The following is a 17,696-nucleotide window of genomic DNA, read 5'->3' on the forward strand; positions in this document are numbered from 1 at the left end:
AAACACGACTTTAGATTCTAAAAGGCACCACAGATGTGGTGCCTTTTTTATTGCTGCTAGAAAACTTGCTAATCTTCGGATTTCATCGCTTTCTTAATCGCGGCCTCATTGAGTGTCGCTTTGATTGGGTCAGTGATTTTATCCACCAAATCGACCGGCATCGGGAATACGATGGTTGTGGTGCGTTCATTCGCGACCTCGGTTAATGTCTGCATATAGCGTAACTGAATGGCATTAGGCGCTTTGTTCAGCACTTCTGCGGCTTCTCTTAGCTTAGTGGATGCCTCTAGCTCACCCGTAGCATGTATCACCTTGGCTCGACGGGAACGTTCTGCCTCTGCTTGTTTCGCAAGCGCTCGCACCATACTGTCATCAAGATCAACATGCTTGATCTCGACATTAGCAATCTTAATCCCCCAGTTATCGGTATGTTGATCCAGTATCGATTGTAAGTCTCTGTTGAGCTCTTCACGCTCAGACAACAGCTCATCCAACTCATGCTGACCTAGAACAGACCGCAACGTGGTTTGTGATAGCTGGCTAGTGGCTTCCAGATAGTTCTCCACGTTGTTGATTGCCATCTTAGGATCAAGTACTCGGAAATAGACCACGGCATTAACCTTGACCGAAACATTATCTCTGGTGATCAAATCTTGTGTTGGTACATCTAAAACTATGGTTCGTAAGTCGACTCGCACGATTTGTTGGATGAAAGGAATGATGATGATTAACCCCGGTCCTTTCACACCGTAAAAGCGCCCAAGGAAGAACACCACTGCACGCTCATACTCGCGCAGAACTCTGAACATGCTGGCTATCAACAAGATAACGAGCACGATAACAATACCTATAGTGTGTATAAACATAACCGCCCCCCTAGTGGTAACGATGGTTAAGCCATTAATAATTCAATCAAGTTTGTCCTAGCATTCCACGCTAACAATGTGTGCTAACAGTCCGCACTAACCAAGTTTCGATGGTGTTTCATCGGACAGCGCTTCAACATCCAAAGAAAGCCCTGTGAGCTTGGTGACTCTGATACTCTGCCCTGCTTTCAGTTCATTAGCGCACTTAGCTTGCCAGATCTCACCTTCAACCAGCACGCGACCCGCACCGGGGAAACCGCTGACGACTTTACCAATCTCACCGACAACTGCTTCCATCCCGGTAGTCACTGGCTTGTTTCTCACTCGGACTAGCATTGATATTGTTACGACGATAAATGCTACAGAGAACAAACTGATTCCGATAATTAACGGTAATGCGATTTGATAGCCCGGTACCTCAGTGTCCATCAGCATGATTGAGCCCAATGTAAACGCAGCAACGCCTCCCAAACCAAAAATACCAAAGCTCGGACTAAATGCCTCTGCGACCATTAAGGCAATTCCCAATAGGATTAAAGCAAGGCCGGCGTAACTCACAGGCAGCATTTGTAAGGAGTACATCGCCAATAACAGGCAGATGCCGCCCAATACGCCCGGTAAACCGACACCAGGGTTGTAGAACTCAAGCAGCAAGCCGTAGATACCAATCAGCATGAGAATGTAAGCGACATTTGGATTGGTGATCACCGAAAGCAAACTGAAACGCCAATCTTGTTCTCGTTCGACAAACGCCACATCACTAAGTTGAACTTGCTGACTGACGCCATTAACAGTAATGGTGCGTCCGTTGCTCATTTCCACTAGCTGCTGTAAATCACTCGCGATGAAATCAATGACGTTAAGTTCGAGGGCATTCTCTGAATCTAAACTCGCCGCTTCTCTTACCGCCTTTTCTGCCCACTCTTCATTACGGTTGTGCAATTTGGCCAAGCTCACAATGTAAGCGGACGCATCATTGATCACCTTCTTCTCCATCGCCGTGGTGGCTTTTACTTGCTCAGAGTTCTCTTCTTTAGGTGAACTTTGCTCACTGGCTTTGGCGTTGTCGTCTTTATTAGGCTCTTCTTGTGGGGATAACGGATTAGTAGGGCCTTTACCTCCGCCAAGAGACACTGGAGTGGCTGCACCCAAGTTGGTTCCGGGTGCCATAGAAGCGATGTGACTGGCGAGTAAAATATACGTCCCTGCACTTGCTGCGCGTGAACCAGCAGGTCCAACCCAAGTTGCTATCGGAATTGGTGACGTGGTGATGGATCGAATAATGTCGCGCATCGATGTATCTAACCCACCGGGCGTGTTCATTTTCAATATGATGAGCTTAGCTTGCTCGTCGTGAGCTTGTTCTATTTCTCTCGTGAGGTAATCACTGGTCGCCGGACCTATACCTCCATTCACCTCTATCACCCAGACATCATCGGCCTGAACATTCGCAGAGGCGAACAACAGAAGAAACGCGAACAAGCACTTTAATATAAAAGTCATAGCCCCTCTCCTTAAAACTGAGATGCTAGATAGACGTTTTATTTAAAGCGTAGAGGTAACATCTTGGTAATAAATAGATACCTTAAGCATAGTTCAGGCTGAATTTCCCACAACACACCACTCAAAATCTCCCCCCGATCGTAACGAGCAAAAAAAGCGCAAAAATGAAACACAAATGTTAACAAAGCCCACTAAATACCGAAGTATAGAAATCATTCACAAAACACCAGATAGATTTACATTTATAAACTCGACAAATAATCAACCAATAAAAAACAAAAGCAAACGTTTGCATCGGTACAAAAAAACGACAAATAACATTAGACCTCCTATTTTTAGACCTCTTTCACCTCTGCTCATATTGATAAATGTAAAGGATACGTGTAAAACTCTTCGCGAAATATTTATCCAATGGTACATCGTACATTGGTAGGTAGTTCTGGGATTTTTATATTTAGTAGCACAGAGGTTATGGAAGTGTTAAAAGAAAAGAGTTTACTAAGCAACATCGGCGTTCAAGTCGTTATTGCAATGATCATCGGTACCGTAGTCGGCGCGATGATGGGTGACAGCGCAACTATGTTCGCTCCACTGGGTGCTATCTTCATCAACTTGATCAAGATGCTGGTTATCCCTCTAGTCGCAGTTGCCCTAATTTCAGGTGCTGCTGGTCTAGGAAATAGCTCATCGGCTGGTAAAGTCGGTGTAACAACACTGGGTTACTTCGCACTAACGTCTGCACTTGCTGTAGCACTAGCGCTTGTAATGGGTGAAGTATTCGAACCGGGTCGTGGTATCGATGTTTCTGGCGTAGAAGGCATGTTCTCTTCTGAATACGCTGCGAAAGGCGAACTTCCAACGTTCTGGGCAACCATTACTGGCATGATCCCTACCAACGTTTTCCAATCATTGAATGAAGCAAACATTCTGCAAATCCTAGTTTTCTGCTTATTCTTTGGTATCGCGCTTTCTAAGCAAGCGAAAGAAAAACGTGACCCTATCATCAATGGCGTAAACGCGATTGTTGACGCTATGGTTTGGATGATCAACAAGGTTATGATCATCGCACCACTTGGCGTATTCGGCCTAATGGCAGAAGCAGTAGGTACGTTCGGTTTCGGCGCACTAATGGTTGTATTCAAACTGTTCATCGTTTACATCGCTGCGATCCTGATCTTCGGCTTTGTTGCTTACCCACTGATGATTCAAATCTTCACTAAGACTTCAGCTAAGAAGTTCCTAGTAGCAATGAAGAAGCCTCAAGCGGTTGCACTATCAACGGCTTCATCAATGGCGACACTACCAGTAACAATGGAAACAGTTGAGAAAGAACTTGGCGTTCGTAACTCTACTGCTTCATTCGTTCTGCCTCTTGGCGCGACAATCAACATGTCTGGTAACGCGATCTACTACGGCCTAGTGGCTATCTTCTTCGCACAGCTATTCAACATCGACCTATCTATGGGTGCTTACGTTGCTATCATCGTAACGTCTACGCTAGGTGCAGTCGGTCAAGCTGGTGTTCCAGGTCCTTCTTTCCTAGTGGTTGCAGTTCTTCTAGCGGCTGGTATCCCTATCGAAGGTTTACCTCTGTTGTTCGCACTAGACCGTATCTTCGACATGATCCGTACTGCTCTGAACATCACTGGTGATGCAGCATGTGCAGTTATCGTTGACTCTCTAATCGAAGACGAAGCAAAAGAAGCTGAGCTACAAAAACAGCAAGCTTAATCTTGTCGTTCACTTTGAATGAATAAATAAAAACCGCCTTATTTTAAGGCGGTTTTTTATTAGATACTTATTCTGGTTGAGTCGATTAATCTCGTACTTGAAAGGTTAATTGATTAACCCAAATGCACGAGGAAGAGCCAAGCTGATTTCTGGAATGAAAGTAATGGCCAACAATGTGACGATCAATACGGCACAAAACGGCATGATACTTCTTATAACATTCTCAATTTTAGAACCACTGACACTACAACCTACAAATAGCGCAGTACCAACGGGTGGCGTGGCAATGCCAATACATAAGTTGAAGATAATCATCATCGCAAAGTGAATGGGATGCATGCCTAAATGCTCGGCTATCGGCATAAAGATAGGGGTAAAGATCAATACGGCTGGCGTCAGATCCATAAACATACCCACAATTAGTAGAATCAGATTCATCAGAATAAAGATGATAATCGGGTTATCTGAAATAGAGAGCATCCAATCACTGATCATTGTTGGTAGACCTGTAAACGCCATTGCCCATGACATAATCGTAGAAGCACCAATCAAGAACAACATAATGCCAGTAACCTGAACGGTTTCTCTGCAAATTACCGGGAAGTGCTCCCACTTGAGGGTTCGATAACAGAGTGACAGTACAAAAGAGTAAAGAACCGCGATACATGCCCCTTCTGTTGCAGTGAACACACCACCAATAATACCGCCAATAACAACAAAAATAAGCCCTAAGCTTGGTGTTGCTTGCCAAACAATATTGAGCACATCTTTCGTTGTAAAGCCGTCATTGGCACTTGTTTTATAGCCTTTCTTTTTAGCGATGAAATAGGCTACGACCATACAACTTAGACCCATTAAAATACCTGGGACATAACCTGCGATAAACAGTGCCGCAACGGATGTTCCACCCGATACCACTGAAAATACGATCAGCGAATTACTCGGCGGTATTAATAAACCAGCCGGGCAAGATGCAACGTTTACTGCTGTAGCTAAGTTTTTATCATAACCATCTTTTTCTAATTCAGGGCCTAAGGTTTTGCCAACCGCAGCTGCAGCTGCAACGGCTGATCCTGAAACGGCGCCAAACATCATATTTGCAAAGATATTAACGTGAAAAAGTGAACCAGGAATCCAACCCACCAAGAGCTTTGCAAGGTTTATCAGTCGACTCGCTATCCCCCCCACATTCATGATATTCCCAGCGAGGATAAAGAAAGGGATTGCTAATAAACTGAAACTATCGATACCGGTAATAATTTTTTGGCCCGCAGTAATGCTTGCGACTTCAAACGGTAAGATGAAATACATGATCGTTAAAGATGACATAGCAATTGCAATCGCAATGGGCATGCTTATCGCGATCATGAATAAGAAGAGGCCTAGCAGCCAAACACCAATGGACAAATCCATAATATAGAGTCCTTTTAAAACTTACTGTTTATTGGGTTCACAAAAAAGATCAAACGTATTCATGACCAAATAGATGAGGATAATAACGGCTGAAATTGGCAATATTGAATAAACCGTCGACATCGGTAATTGCAGTGCTGGAGATAGTTGTTGTGTGGTTCTTCCCATTAAGGCAATACCACCTTGAAGCATTGCTAAAGAGACAAATGCGCCAGAGATTACATTGATGAGTAAATGCAGGGCTATGTGTGCTTTGCCCTTAAGGTAACCATCCAATAACGTTATTGCTAAGTGTCCTTTGATACCAAATAAGTAGCTTGCTCCCAATAGGCCCAGCCATACCATCGCATAACGAGCAAGTTCATCAGTCCAGTTACTTGGGTCATTCAACACATAGCGACTAAAAACCTGCCAAGTGACCGTCACGACCAGTAACATGAGCGCAAACGAAGAGACAAAAAGAATCAACCTATCAAGTAGGTTTCTGAAAGTTGCTAACATGGGGTGATACCTCAAAAAATTTTGCCTTAGCAAAGCCAGGGCAAAATTATATTTTCACTAATACTGGTTAAAGAACTTCAATTTTTTCAATAAATGAAGCTAATTTAGGGTCTTTTTTCGCTTCATCAATCATAGGTTTAACCGCTGCACGGAAAGGGGCTTTATCAACCTCAACAAACGTCACGCCTGCTTTCATTCCTTTCTCTTTGTTCATGTCATCTGTTGCGTCCCAGATCTTGATCTGCTCTTCAAGAGACTCTGCTGCTGCTTCCTTTAAGATTTTTTGTTCGTCTGGCGTTAGTGAAGCCCATTTATATTCTGAAATGATGATCACATCAGGTGTCATCATGTGCTGATCCATAGAGTAAAATTTAGCAACTTCACTGTGTTTCATTTCAACTAAGCTAGAAATATTGTTTTCAGCGCCATCAATTACGCCTTGTTGCAGTGCCGTGTATACCTCATTGAAAGGTACAGGTGTTGCTTTACCACCTAATAGGTTGACCATTTCCATCATGGTTGGAGAACCAGGAACTCGAACTTTCATTCCGGCTAGATCGGCCGGCGAGTTGATTGCTTTTTTAGCGTAGAAGCTACGTGTACCTGAATCATAAAATGTAAGTCCAATGAAACCTTTACCTTCGCTCGAAAGCAGCATCTCTTGTGCAGCTTCACTTCGCATGAACGTTCTCATATGTGGAACATCACGGAATAAGAAAGGCAGTGCATTAACCTTAAACGTTGGTTCAAAAGATTCAGCTAATCCACCATTGATTTTCGCCATATCAATCGCGCCAGTAACCACTTGCTCAGCTTGGTCACGCTCAGAGCCTAGTTGACCGTTCGGAAAGATCTTAATCGTAAGGTCACCATTCGATTTTTCTTTAACTTTATCAGCCATGATCACCATGCCTTGGTGAGCAGCGCTTTCTAGTGACATTGCATGCCCTAGGGTCAAAGTTTTTGCTTGAGCTCCAAATGCCATGAGAATTGATGCTGCAGCAATCGTCAGTAGGTGTTTTTTCATGTTCTTCTCCAGAATCCATTTTTGTAAGAGGTACAGTTTTATATGTCACGTTAGAGCTGAGCTTGAGATCTAAAAATCAATTGCATACCACTCACTCGTGTAACGCTTCATTACAATATTCTTACCCTATGAATTTTGTATTACAATAACATCTGTATATTTTGTGAACTAAGGTTCGTATGTGAGCCTGATGCTTGAATTGATTGTGATACCAATCATATTTGGCACAACTTAAGCCATGAATTAGCCTAATTTAGGGTTTGTTTGGAATTCTGGGGACTTTCAACTGCTTTAAGAACAAGCTCTTAACTAAAAACCAGATACAAACTTGTGTTATTTTAAGACTTAAAATCCAATTTCAAAGCATGGACAAAGAAGGATTCATAGATTGAAAAGTGGGTTGTTAACTGCGCTTGGGAGAGGTGATAAAGGTAAAGCTTTGGCAACAAGAGTGGATCAACGGGTATGAGAGCAAAGGCGGGAATCTTACTGGATAGAATTGTTTGTAACAAAAATCCGAGCGCCTCACAGCTCTCGGATTTTTGTTTTTAGTGATTTAACTTTAGGTGCTAGCTCAATTACAAATCACTACCATAGATATCAAACGTGAAGTACTTAGAAGCGATTTTGTCGTAAGTACCGTTCGCTCTGATCTCTTCAATAGCGTTGTTGAACTGTTTTGCCAGTTTTGAGTCTTGCTTTCTTAATGCTAAAGCCGTGCCTTCGCCAATGTAGGCTTTGTCGGTTACCGCTTTACCTTTGAATTCAAAGCCCTCTCCTTCTTTCTTATCTAAAAAAGCGAGTGACAGTTGATCGGAATTGCCGAAGGTAAGATCCAGACGGCCATTTTGCAGATCCAGATACACTTCATCTTGCCCTGTGTAACGCTTGATGTTGGCAACACTACCAAACTTGTCTGTTACGTAACGGTCGTGGATCGTGCCTTGCTGAACACCGATGGTTTTACCTGTTAAACCTGACTCATCAATTGCAAACTCTGTACTCTTTGCTGCAACAAACACGGCTGGTGTTTGATAGTACTTATCAGTAAACAAGATTTTGCGTTTACGCTCTTCGGTAATACGCATAGAAGCCATGATCACATCTGACTTTCTTGCCAATAGGCTTGGAATCAACGAATCCCAACTTTGTGATACCCAAGTGCAATCTAGTTTGGCTTGTTCACACAAAGCATCAGCTATCTCAATATCAAACCCGACAGGCACGCCTTCACTGTTTTTATAGTTGAATGGCGGATAGGTAAAGTCTGACGCCAAACGGATTTCTTTCGCCTGTACCGTTGTACCAAGTAAAGCGGCCGCACAAGCAAGTCCTAGTATTATCTTTTTCATCATTGCCATCCTAGATATGATCTTTGTCGAGTTGAAATTGAGGTTCTTTATCTTGAAGCTGTTGGGTTAGTTGCTTCTTTTCTAATTCGGTTTGGTAACTTGTAAGTGACGCTATCACTTCCGCCATGCTCTCTGGGCTACCAATGCTGATTCGAACGCAGTGACGTAATGAAGGCTCATGATGCTGATTCCTTGTCACAATGCCATCTTTCGCCAATACACTAAACAGCTCATGTTCAGGCTTGTGGCGTAATAACACAAAGTTGGTTGATGACGGGTAAACCTGCTCAATGAAATCAAACTGATTCAGTTCAGAAGCAAAGCGATTTCGTAATTCCACCAGCTTTGACGTTGCTTCTTGCATCACGGCAACACGCTCACTAGATAGCGCCTCTAAAACTATCTGAGACGAGCAATCTGGCATTGGGTATGGCGGAATGAGCTTAGCGACATACTGCATCACATTTTGGCTCGCCAAGATAAAACCACAGCGTACTGCTGCAAGTCCAAATGCCTTAGACAAGGTGCGAATCACAACCAAATGTGGGTAGCGTTCAATCAGGCTCACCGCCGATGTTTGAGGTTCAAACTCAATATACGCTTCATCCACCACAACCAAAGATTTACCCTGAGTCCCTTCAAGCACCTGAATCAGATCCGATTTCGGAATCACATTGCCTGTTGGGTTGTTCGGCGAACAAAGGAAAACGATATTAGCCAACTCAGCTTTATTCACGATATCAGCAACGTCTAAACTGAAATCTTCCTGCAAAGGAGAATCAAGCGTTTCAATCGCTAATGCATCAGCGCAAAACTCATACATGGCATACGTTGGTGAACAAATAAGGATATTATCTTGAGCGGGTTTGCAGAATGTTCTGATCAGTAAATCAATCGCTTCATCGGCACCACGCACCGCAACGGTTGCAGCGTCAGTTCCGCAATAAGCTTGGTAAGCCTTGGCAATGTCTTGCGGTAAAAAGTCTGGGTAACGATTATGGCTGGCTTCTCCTTGAAACAGAGAGTTTTCCAATTCATTTGCGTTTAACCAGACACGTCCATCACCACCAATTCTTCTTGCTGACTGATAAGGTATTAATTTTTTTACAGCCTGAGGCACTAAGTTATCAATAAAAGATGTCAAGAAGCTATCCCTTTCACATAATCACAATGTCTTCACCACTGCTTTCATATTCAAAAAATGTGATTTATACACATATTGAATCACTAATGATGATTAAGTATTTACATTCAAACAGAACACTATTGATAAATGAATCGAAATAATCACATAATAGACATGATAAAAAATCATAGGTAAAGATATGAACAACACACTGCCTTCAACCAAAACCTTGCTCGCATTCCTGTCTACGGCAAGACATCTCAACTTTACACGCGCAGCACATGAGCTCAATGTGACGCAAGGTGCGGTGAGTCGTCAGGTGTTGTCATTTGAAGAAAGCCTGGGGTGTGATCTCTTCTATCGCCATGCTCGTGGTTTGTCATTAACGCCTAAAGGAGAAGAACTGGTTCCTCTCATTCAAGGGACCATTCAGCAACTGCAATCGGCACTTAACCAGGTCGCGAGCTCTCCCTCTAAGATAAAACTCAATGCCCCGAGTTGTATTACCTCTTGGCTATTACCTAAGTTGATGTCATTTCAACAGGCCTACCCTGAGATTGATGTCGAGCTCACATCGACCATCAAGCACGTTTTTGAGCCAAGCTTTGATCCCTTCGATGCGGTGATCACCTATGGCAAGAAACCAAGCCAGCACTCAATTGTTAGCCAGTTATTGTTCAACGAACAACTCGCCCCTATCTGCCAAGCACAGAGTATTGTTCCAAGCCACCTGATTGACAGCGCTTCAACTGTCATCAAGCCACACAAGCTTGCTCAGTACACTTGGTTACACGCTAACAATGAGCAAAGTGACTGGCGACTTTGGTTAGAGCACATCGGCAGCCATGATCTTTCCAGTAAGAATAACCAACAATTTGCCACACTCGACCAAGCGATGAACGCGGCCATTCAAGGGTTTGGGATAGCGATAGGCGATATCACACTCGCTAAGCAAGATATCGATTTGGGTAGATTGGTGAAAGTGAGCGAAGGCAGTGTGTTCTCCGGCAATGGTTACTTCTTGCTGCAACCTAAGAATCGTCAAAATGCGTCATTATCAACTCTGGTAGATTGGCTTATTGACTAAAGAGTTACTGGGAATGACTCCAATAAAATTTCCTTTTTAACAAGGTGTTATAAAGGCAAAGCGCCCTCGCTCGTCAGAATGAGAATCAAGTGATTCCCAAATTGATGTAAGAAATCGATTCTCAAAATAAAACTATTCCTCTTCCACAACGTATTGTTTGGGTGAGAGCAGACGAAACCTTCTTATAGCTCAATGAAAATACAAATCAAATCATTTCGTTAGGTTAAAAGATCTGTCCTCATAGAGAAAATGGCATTCGAATTGCTTTGTCATAGATAACCCAACCAATATACAGCAGGTTGCATCTTATTCATCATGCAGCTTGTCACGGAGGATAGGCTATGACCTTACAAAGACATACGTATTACGGCTTGATTCACCACGGAATTAAGACCTTGCTAATGGATAGAGTTGGTCACTTTACTGAGCGTGAATATCACGAATATCTGGATCTGACGACGGGAAAATCAACGTGTTTTGCCATGAGCGAGCAAGAGCTAGAGAACACCTTAGATAATCTGAAAAGCGAAGGTTATTTAGAAGACATCAAGAAGTTGATTCCTCGCTACCAAACGTCGTCAATCCGCTGACTCGTGCTTAACAAAATTAGTTTTACAGCCAATTGCCTCGGGCTATTTAGCATCGGGGCAATTTTAGTTAGACTGTTTGCAACTCAACTAACTGGATAGTCAGTCCACATGAAACAAATTCTTGATTTCATCCCTCTCATCATTTTCTTTGCGCTCTACAAGATGTACGACATCTACACCGCGACAGGTGCTTTGATTGTTGCCTCTGCAGTACAGATTGTTTTGACGTACTTCATCTATAAAAAAGTAGAGAAAATGCAGGTGGTCACGTTCCTTATGGTTGCCGTATTTGGTGGCATGACCATCTTCTTACACGACGACAACTTCATTAAATGGAAAGTAACGATCGTTTACGCTCTGTTCGCTATTGGCCTGACAGTCAGCCACCTTATGGGCAAATCAGCCATTAAAGGCATGTTGGGCAAAGAGATCACACTACCTGATGCCGTGTGGGGCAAAATCAACTGGGCTTGGACTCTGTTCTTTACCCTGTGCGCTATTCTCAATGTTTACGTTGCTTTCAGCCTGCCGTTGGATGTTTGGGTTAACTTCAAGGTGTTTGGTCTGCTCATCGCAACCTTGTTGTTCACATTACTTACGGGTGTGTACATCTATAAGCATTTGCCAAAAGACCAGCAGAAAGAGTTAACGGACAAAAATACTGACGAGAAGTAACCCTAAGGGATGAGTCCTCATTCCCTTTTTGATACAATTCTTATCAATATGCTATTTAACAGTGGCCAATGATACTTGTGATCATTGGCCACTGGCTTTTTTGTGTTGCGGAAACTGGTCAAAATAAAGCCTATTATTTAATGACAATCTCACTAAATTAGCGGTCATCTGGTTTCTTGTTGTTCATTGCACTCATTTGCCAATGTGCTTAACCAGTCAACACATCAGTTTTTATTTAAGATAATCAATACCACCAAGAGTACTACAATGACGATTCAATCAACTTTGAACCCTATTGGTTCTTTACTTCTTCGCACATTAGCGATGCCTTCTGACACTAATGCAGCGGGTCAGATCTTCGGTGGTTGGATAATGTCTCAGCTCGACCTAGCTGGTGGCATCTTGGCGAAAGAGATCTCTAACGGCAAGATTGTGACTGTTTCAGTATCAAGCATTGAATTCAAACAGCCTGTATCGGTTGGCGATGTGGTGTGTGTGTATGGTGACTGTACCAAGATTGGCCGTAGTTCAATGAATATCGATCTAGAAGTATGGGTTAAGCCTGTGCTTGATCACGGCATCGGCGACCGTTACAAAGTTTGTGGCGCGACCTTCAACTACGTGGCAGTTGATGAAAGTGGCAAGCCTCGCCCTATCAATAAATAGTACTTTCACTAAGTCATACACGTCAGTGGTCTTTAGTTTCAGCAAATGAAATTACTAGGGCGTATTGACCTTTCGAGCTGATTTTTGCAGCGAATTGCTGGGTATTTATACAAGGCAGAGGCTTTGATGTGTAGCTAGCCTCCATAAGAAGCCGATAACGTAGTAGAAATGACCAGCAAACGCTGCCCGAAGGGTTCAGCTAAAAGCGTTTTACTCTTTGTTGAGGGAGATTTGCTTAGAATGCTAGGCTACTTCCCCCTCGCCGCGATTAAAACGCTTTTGACTAGGCGTCCCCATCCGAACAAAATTTAACCACGAAAGGTCAACACGCCCTAACGACCATACTACTCTCTCGCACCATTTCACAATTTCTTATCATTAGCCCTTCCAATACCAATTAGTTCGCGTAAATTAGCAAGATAGCGAATTTAAACGCCCCAATTCAGTGAAGTAAAATAAGGATATCTCAATATGTGGTACGTGATTTTTTCTCAAGACGTCGAAAATTCATTAGAAAAGCGCCTAAGTGTTCGCCCACAACATCTAGAACGCCTACAAACACTTCACGATGAAGGCCGACTTTTGACAGCAGGTCCAATGCCAGCTATTGATTCGGATAACCCTGGCGAAGCTGGTTTCACAGGCTCTACTGTGATTGCTGAGTTTAACTCTCTAGAAGACGCACAGGCATGGGCAGACGCAGACCCGTACATCGAAGCTGGTGTCTACCAAAATGTCATCGTAAAACCATTCAAGAAAGTATTTTAACGTGAAAAAATGGATTATTGGCTCACTAGCAATGGCTCTGCTTGCAGGCTGTGCTTCAAGTGAGCAAGACCAACAAAGACAACTCGAGATGATGGCGCAGCACCGTGCTGGCGTTTTATCTGCAGGCCTACCAATTGAGTATGGCCCGTTGTCGGTCATGCGAGTGCTCGCAAAAAACACCGTTATTGAGATCATGATGATTTACAACCAAGATGCTAAAGGTGCGAAGCCTTTAAACCAAGTTGTAGACATGAGTGTGAATAGCTACTGCACTAACTCAGAAGTAAGAGCAAACCTAGACATGGGCTTGGCTTACAACATCAAGATTCGCAACACACGCGGACAATTGATGGTTGAGAAGCTGATCAGCAAAGATACTTGCCAGAGCAGCAGCTAGATTCGAACATATATAAACGTCAAAGCCTCGCAGTCGCGAGGCTTTTTGTTTTGAGTCATCTAGCTCTAATGATAGTTAAGCTTCTACTGACTCCCACTCTTTACGCAATGCCTTAGTCGCTGAGACTAAGTTAGTCAGTGCTGTTTCTGTTTCAGCCCAATTACGAGTTTTAAGACCACAATCTGGGTTTGCCCATAAGCGTTCTGCTGGGATTTTTTCAGCCGCTTTCTTCAGTAGACCAATAATCCATTCTTGTGATGGGATGTTTGGCGAGTGAATATCGTAAACTCCTGGGCCAATCGCATTCGGGTAATTGAACTCTTCAAACGCTTTCAAAAGTTCCATGTTCGAACGAGAGGTCTCAATGGTAATCACGTCGGCGTCTAGTGCAGCCACTGAATCAATGATCTCGTTGAATTCGCTGTAACACATGTGAGTATGAATCTGAGTCTCTGGCTTGGCACTCGCGGCTGAGATCTTAAAGGCATCCACCGCCCACTCTAGGTATTCTGCATGATCGCGTTTTTTCAGTGGCAAACCTTCACGAATCGCTGGTTCATCAATCTGAATAATGTTGATTCCTGCATCTTGTAGGTCAGACACTTCATCACGCAGCGCAAATGCCAATTGGTTAGTGATCTCTTTGCGCGAGATATCTTCGCGTGGGAACGTCCAACACAAGATAGTGACAGGGCCAGTTAACATGCCTTTCATTTGCTTTGAAGTTAGAGATTGCGCATAGGTCGACCACTCTACCGTCATCGGTTTTTCACGCTCGATATCTGCCACCACAATCGCAGGTTTCACGCAGCGAGAACCGTAGCTTTGTACCCAACCAAACTTGGTGGTTTGGAAGCCTGCTAGGTTTTCAGCAAAGTATTCCACCATGTCGTTACGTTCAGCTTCACCATGAACCAACACATCTAAGTCGAGTGCTTCTTGGCGCTTCACCGCATCCGCGATATGACCTTTTAGTGCTGTGGTGTATTCCGCTTCGCTCAACTTTCCGGTGCGATAAGCGCTACGCTGAACACGGATCTCGCCAGTCTGTGGGAACGAACCTATCGTTGTGGTTGGCAATAAAGGTAAACCTAGTACCTCTGATTGATGCGCGGCGCGTTCTGCATAAGGTGCACTGCGCTCCGCTAATGCTTTAGTGATTGTATTAATACGAGCCTGTACCTGCGGCTTGTTTACGTGAGTCGCGCTCTTGCGGGCAACAATCGGCTGGCTATAAGTCTCACACGCTAAAATGGCATTTTGATCGCCGTCTAGCGCCGCACCCAATAAGCTAACCTCTGTGACTTTCTGTTTCGCGAAAGCAAACCAGCTTTTCACCTCTTCGCTAAGTGAATCTTCTAACTCTAAGTCAACTGGGCTGTGCAGTAGCGAACATGAACTTGCCACCCAAAGCTTGTCACCTAGCTTCTCTTTCACAGGTTGCAGTTTCGCTAACTGACTAGCCAAGTCTGCTCGCCAAACATTGCGTCCGTTGATGACACCAGCAGACAACACCCACCCTTCCGGTAATTTACTCACGACTTCATCGAGCTGTTGTGGTGCAGCGGCTAAATCAATATGTAAACCGTTCACTGGCAGTTTTACGATTTTGTCTAAGGTGTCCGTCACCGAATCAAAGTAAGTGGTCAATAGTAGCTTCACATCACCTTGAATCACTTGATAAGCCAATTTGAATGAATCTACCCAATGTTTTTCAAGCTCGAGCGACAGAATAGGTTCGTCGATTTGCACCCACTCAACACCCAATTTGGCAAGCTTAGCTAAAATCGCTTGGTAGGCAGTAAGTAGACGTGGAAGTAAGGCTAAGCGATCAAAGCCCTCTTCTACTTCCTTACCCAAGTACAAGTAAGACAGCGGGCCAAGAAGGACTGGCTTAACCTTATGCCCAGCTTGAATGGCTTCATTCACTTCATCAAACAGTTGCGGCCAGCTCACTTCAAACGAATCATCTTTACTGAACTCGGGCACAATATAGTGATAGTTAGTGTTGAACCACTTGGTCATGTCAGATGCAGCTGCACCATCTTGAGCAATTTCTGAACCATGTTTCCCACAACAAGTAGCTTCAACTTGTGATTGCCCACGTCCCACTCGGAACAAGGTATCTAAGTCTGGGAAGGCTTTTTCTTCTTCAGATCCACCAGCGTGACGTTGTGGCACATGACCTAAAAGCAAAGTCGTAGTTAACACATGATCGTACCATGCGAAGTCACCCGCAGTTGCAAAGCTTAGATTCGCGTCGGCTTGTACATTCCAGTTACGATTTCTCAGTTCGTTACCGAGCTGCTTAAGCTGTGATTGGTCAATCTCACCGCGCCAGTACTTCTCTAATGTGAATTTGAGTTCGCGTTTTTCACCGATGCGTGGGTAGCCAAGAATATGCGTTGTCGTAGTCATGAACCTGTTCCTTATTCAATAATTATTAGTTTCTGTTCAAACGGCCTGTCGTAATGCTGATTACACAAAGGCGTCTGGATGGCTAAACTATCTACCCAATCCGAATAATGAACAACGTCCAAATATTCATCTTGTTTATTAAAAATATTCATCTTGAATAAACCAAAGATGAGGAACTTAAATCCATCTGGACATCTAGACGTTTACAAATGATAAAAAACCCCGTAGGGTGATTATTAAGAAATATTGAATTGGCTTAGGGAATATGAGGAATACTCATGATAGAGCTTAAACACCTTCGAACATTGACTACCTTGAGAGACAGCGGCTCACTGACAGCAACTGCAACCTCTCTTCATCTGACGCAATCGGCACTTTCTCATCAATTGAAAGACCTTGAGGCGCGTATTGGCGGTCAGCTTTTCCTACGTAAAACTAGGCCAGTTAAATTCACTTCTGAAGGTGAGATTCTGCTTAAGCTCGCCGATGAGATACAGCCAAAAATCGCTAAAGCAGAGAACGAACTCGCAAGTCTGAAAGAGGATGTGAATGGTCGTTTGCACATGGCGATCGAGTGTCACTCATGCTTCCAATGGTTAATGCCCGCTTTAAAGGAATACCAAGTTGCTTGGCCAAGCGTGACATTAGATTTTTCATCAGGTTTTGGTTTTGAGCCTCTACCCGCATTAATGGCTGGTGAATTAGACCTGGTGATCACCTCAGACATTCAGCCGCGTTCAGAGGTTCACTATGAGCCACTTTTCGATTTCGAGATGCGTTTGATCACTGCAATTAACTCGCCTTTGGCTGAAAAACCAAGCATTGATCCGCAAGATCTTAGCGATCTCACTATGCTCTCCTACCCTGTTCAAAAGCAGCGCTTAGATGTAGTGAAACACTTTTTACAACCTGCAGGCATCGAGCCGAAGAAATGGAAGCAGGCAGACAACACATTGATGTTGGTCCAAATGGTATCGGCAGGATTAGGTGTCGCAGCATTGCCAAACTGGGCAATCAGTGAGTTTTCAAGACAAGGCTTAATCGCCAGTAAGCCATTAGGAACAGGACTCTCAAGAAGACTATTTGCAGCGGTAAGAAACTCAGAAAAAGACAAGCGCTACCTGCAAGCTTTCTTTAGTACAGCAAGACAGCAAAGTAAGAGTCACCTTGATGGTATTGAGGTCGTTTAACGATAACCATCATCAGCTAACTCCGCTTACACCAAGCACAAGAGGCAAATGCCAGAAACAAAAAAGTCACAGATAACCTGTGACTTTTTAGTTTCAGTAACGATGATTTTCGATATCTGTTGATTAGCGAAAAATAGACTATCTTGCGTAAGATTTAAACTGGTTAGTCAGCGGGTCGTATTGATAGCCAAGCATATCAAGCTTACCGACGACACTTTCTATATCCATCTCATACATGCTAATGAGCTCTTCAAAACTGTCGCACTCTAAGCGCAGTTTCTCGTTCACTATTCCCAGCAAGATAATGCTATCCAGACTTTTGACGTTGCTTAAATCCATCTCGTACTCCTTACGAACACACTGACTAGAATTAAGTTTAGAACGCT

The 17,696-nt window shown here is 43.6% G+C and carries 17 protein-coding genes; 8 read left to right on the top strand and 9 right to left on the bottom strand.

The genetic code is table 11. The annotated features are described in order from the left end of the window. Positions 1–68: 68 nt before the first annotated feature. A complete protein-coding gene (locus FLM53_RS02075; RefSeq protein ID WP_048659607.1) occupies positions 69–866 on the bottom strand; it encodes a slipin family protein in 798 nt (265 codons plus the stop codon). A gap of 96 nt (positions 867–962) precedes the next feature. Next, positions 963–2,369, bottom strand: coding sequence for a nodulation protein NfeD (locus FLM53_RS02080; RefSeq protein ID WP_176680097.1), 1,407 nt, complete (start codon positions 2,367–2,369; stop codon positions 963–965). A 411-nt stretch (positions 2,370–2,780) separates the two neighbouring features. On the opposite strand from FLM53_RS02080, the gene FLM53_RS02085 reads away from it, so the two are divergent. Then, positions 2,781–4,100 carry a dicarboxylate/amino acid:cation symporter gene (locus FLM53_RS02085; RefSeq protein WP_370779784.1) on the top strand — a complete coding sequence of 440 codons (1,320 nt, stop codon included), beginning with the start codon at positions 2,781–2,783 and terminating at the stop codon, positions 4,098–4,100. Positions 4,101–4,205: 105 nt separating this feature from the next. Here FLM53_RS02085 and FLM53_RS02090 read toward each other — a convergent pair whose 3' ends face one another. The 5 genes from FLM53_RS02090 to hisC all read right to left on the bottom strand — a co-directional run bounded on the left by FLM53_RS02090 (position 4,206) and on the right by hisC (position 9,537). Continuing rightward, a complete protein-coding gene (locus tag FLM53_RS02090; protein WP_176680098.1) occupies positions 4,206–5,513 on the bottom strand; it encodes a TRAP transporter large permease in 1,308 nt (435 codons plus the stop codon). A 21-nt stretch (positions 5,514–5,534) separates the two neighbouring features. Continuing rightward, positions 5,535–6,014: a TRAP transporter small permease gene (locus tag FLM53_RS02095; RefSeq protein WP_176680099.1), complete on the bottom strand. Its 480-nt coding sequence runs from the start codon at positions 6,012–6,014 to the stop codon at positions 5,535–5,537. 67 nt (positions 6,015–6,081) lie between these two features. Next, a complete protein-coding gene (locus FLM53_RS02100; RefSeq protein WP_176680100.1) occupies positions 6,082–7,041 on the bottom strand; it encodes a TRAP transporter substrate-binding protein in 960 nt (319 codons plus the stop codon). 578 nt (positions 7,042–7,619) lie between these two features. Continuing rightward, the gene (locus FLM53_RS02105; protein ID WP_176680101.1) at positions 7,620–8,393 is read right to left on the bottom strand and encodes an ABC transporter substrate-binding protein; all 774 of its coding nucleotides are present in this window, start codon (positions 8,391–8,393) and stop codon (positions 7,620–7,622) included. A 10-nt stretch (positions 8,394–8,403) separates the two neighbouring features. Then, positions 8,404–9,537, bottom strand: a complete 1,134-nt coding sequence (gene hisC, locus FLM53_RS02110; RefSeq protein ID WP_176680102.1) for a histidinol-phosphate transaminase — start codon at positions 9,535–9,537, stop codon at positions 8,404–8,406. Between the two features lie 181 nt (positions 9,538–9,718). Between hisC and FLM53_RS02115 the strand changes: the two genes are divergently transcribed. The 6 genes from FLM53_RS02115 to FLM53_RS02140 all read left to right on the top strand — a co-directional run bounded on the left by FLM53_RS02115 (position 9,719) and on the right by FLM53_RS02140 (position 13,702). Continuing rightward, positions 9,719–10,606, top strand: a complete 888-nt coding sequence (locus tag FLM53_RS02115; protein ID WP_176680103.1) for a LysR substrate-binding domain-containing protein — start codon at positions 9,719–9,721, stop codon at positions 10,604–10,606. Between the two features lie 341 nt (positions 10,607–10,947). After that, positions 10,948–11,196 carry a hypothetical protein gene (locus tag FLM53_RS02120; RefSeq protein WP_176680104.1) on the top strand — a complete coding sequence of 83 codons (249 nt, stop codon included), beginning with the start codon at positions 10,948–10,950 and terminating at the stop codon, positions 11,194–11,196. Positions 11,197–11,304: 108 nt separating this feature from the next. Next, complete coding sequence (locus tag FLM53_RS02125) at positions 11,305–11,871, top strand: septation protein A (protein ID WP_176680105.1); 567 nt, start codon at positions 11,305–11,307, stop codon at positions 11,869–11,871. A 267-nt stretch (positions 11,872–12,138) separates the two neighbouring features. Beyond that, entirely contained in the window at positions 12,139–12,537 is a 399-nt protein-coding gene (gene yciA / locus FLM53_RS02130) for an acyl-CoA thioester hydrolase YciA (protein WP_017061510.1), read from the top strand. A 471-nt stretch (positions 12,538–13,008) separates the two neighbouring features. Then, positions 13,009–13,305 (top strand): YciI family protein, encoded by a 297-nt coding sequence (locus FLM53_RS02135; RefSeq protein WP_017631803.1) that lies wholly within the window; start codon positions 13,009–13,011, stop codon positions 13,303–13,305. A 1-nt stretch (position 13,306) separates the two neighbouring features. After that, on the top strand, positions 13,307–13,702 hold the full coding sequence (locus FLM53_RS02140) for a GspS/AspS pilotin family protein (protein ID WP_176680106.1): 396 nt from the start codon (positions 13,307–13,309) through the stop codon (positions 13,700–13,702). Between the two features lie 75 nt (positions 13,703–13,777). Here FLM53_RS02140 and metE read toward each other — a convergent pair whose 3' ends face one another. Next, positions 13,778–16,120 carry a 5-methyltetrahydropteroyltriglutamate--homocysteine S-methyltransferase gene (gene metE, locus FLM53_RS02145; protein ID WP_176680107.1) on the bottom strand — a complete coding sequence of 781 codons (2,343 nt, stop codon included), beginning with the start codon at positions 16,118–16,120 and terminating at the stop codon, positions 13,778–13,780. 278 nt (positions 16,121–16,398) lie between these two features. Between metE and FLM53_RS02150 the strand changes: the two genes are divergently transcribed. After that, entirely contained in the window at positions 16,399–17,310 is a 912-nt protein-coding gene (locus FLM53_RS02150; protein ID WP_176680108.1) for a LysR substrate-binding domain-containing protein, read from the top strand. 138 nt (positions 17,311–17,448) lie between these two features. Here the strand turns inward: FLM53_RS02150 and FLM53_RS02155 are convergent, their stop codons facing one another. Further along, positions 17,449–17,649: a DUF4250 domain-containing protein gene (locus FLM53_RS02155; RefSeq protein ID WP_004741624.1), complete on the bottom strand. Its 201-nt coding sequence runs from the start codon at positions 17,647–17,649 to the stop codon at positions 17,449–17,451. Between the last annotated feature and the right edge of the window lie 47 nt (positions 17,650–17,696).

It is taken from the genome of Vibrio sp. Scap24 (assembly GCF_013394185.1).
GTDB classification, from domain to species: domain Bacteria; phylum Pseudomonadota; class Gammaproteobacteria; order Enterobacterales; family Vibrionaceae; genus Vibrio; species Vibrio pomeroyi.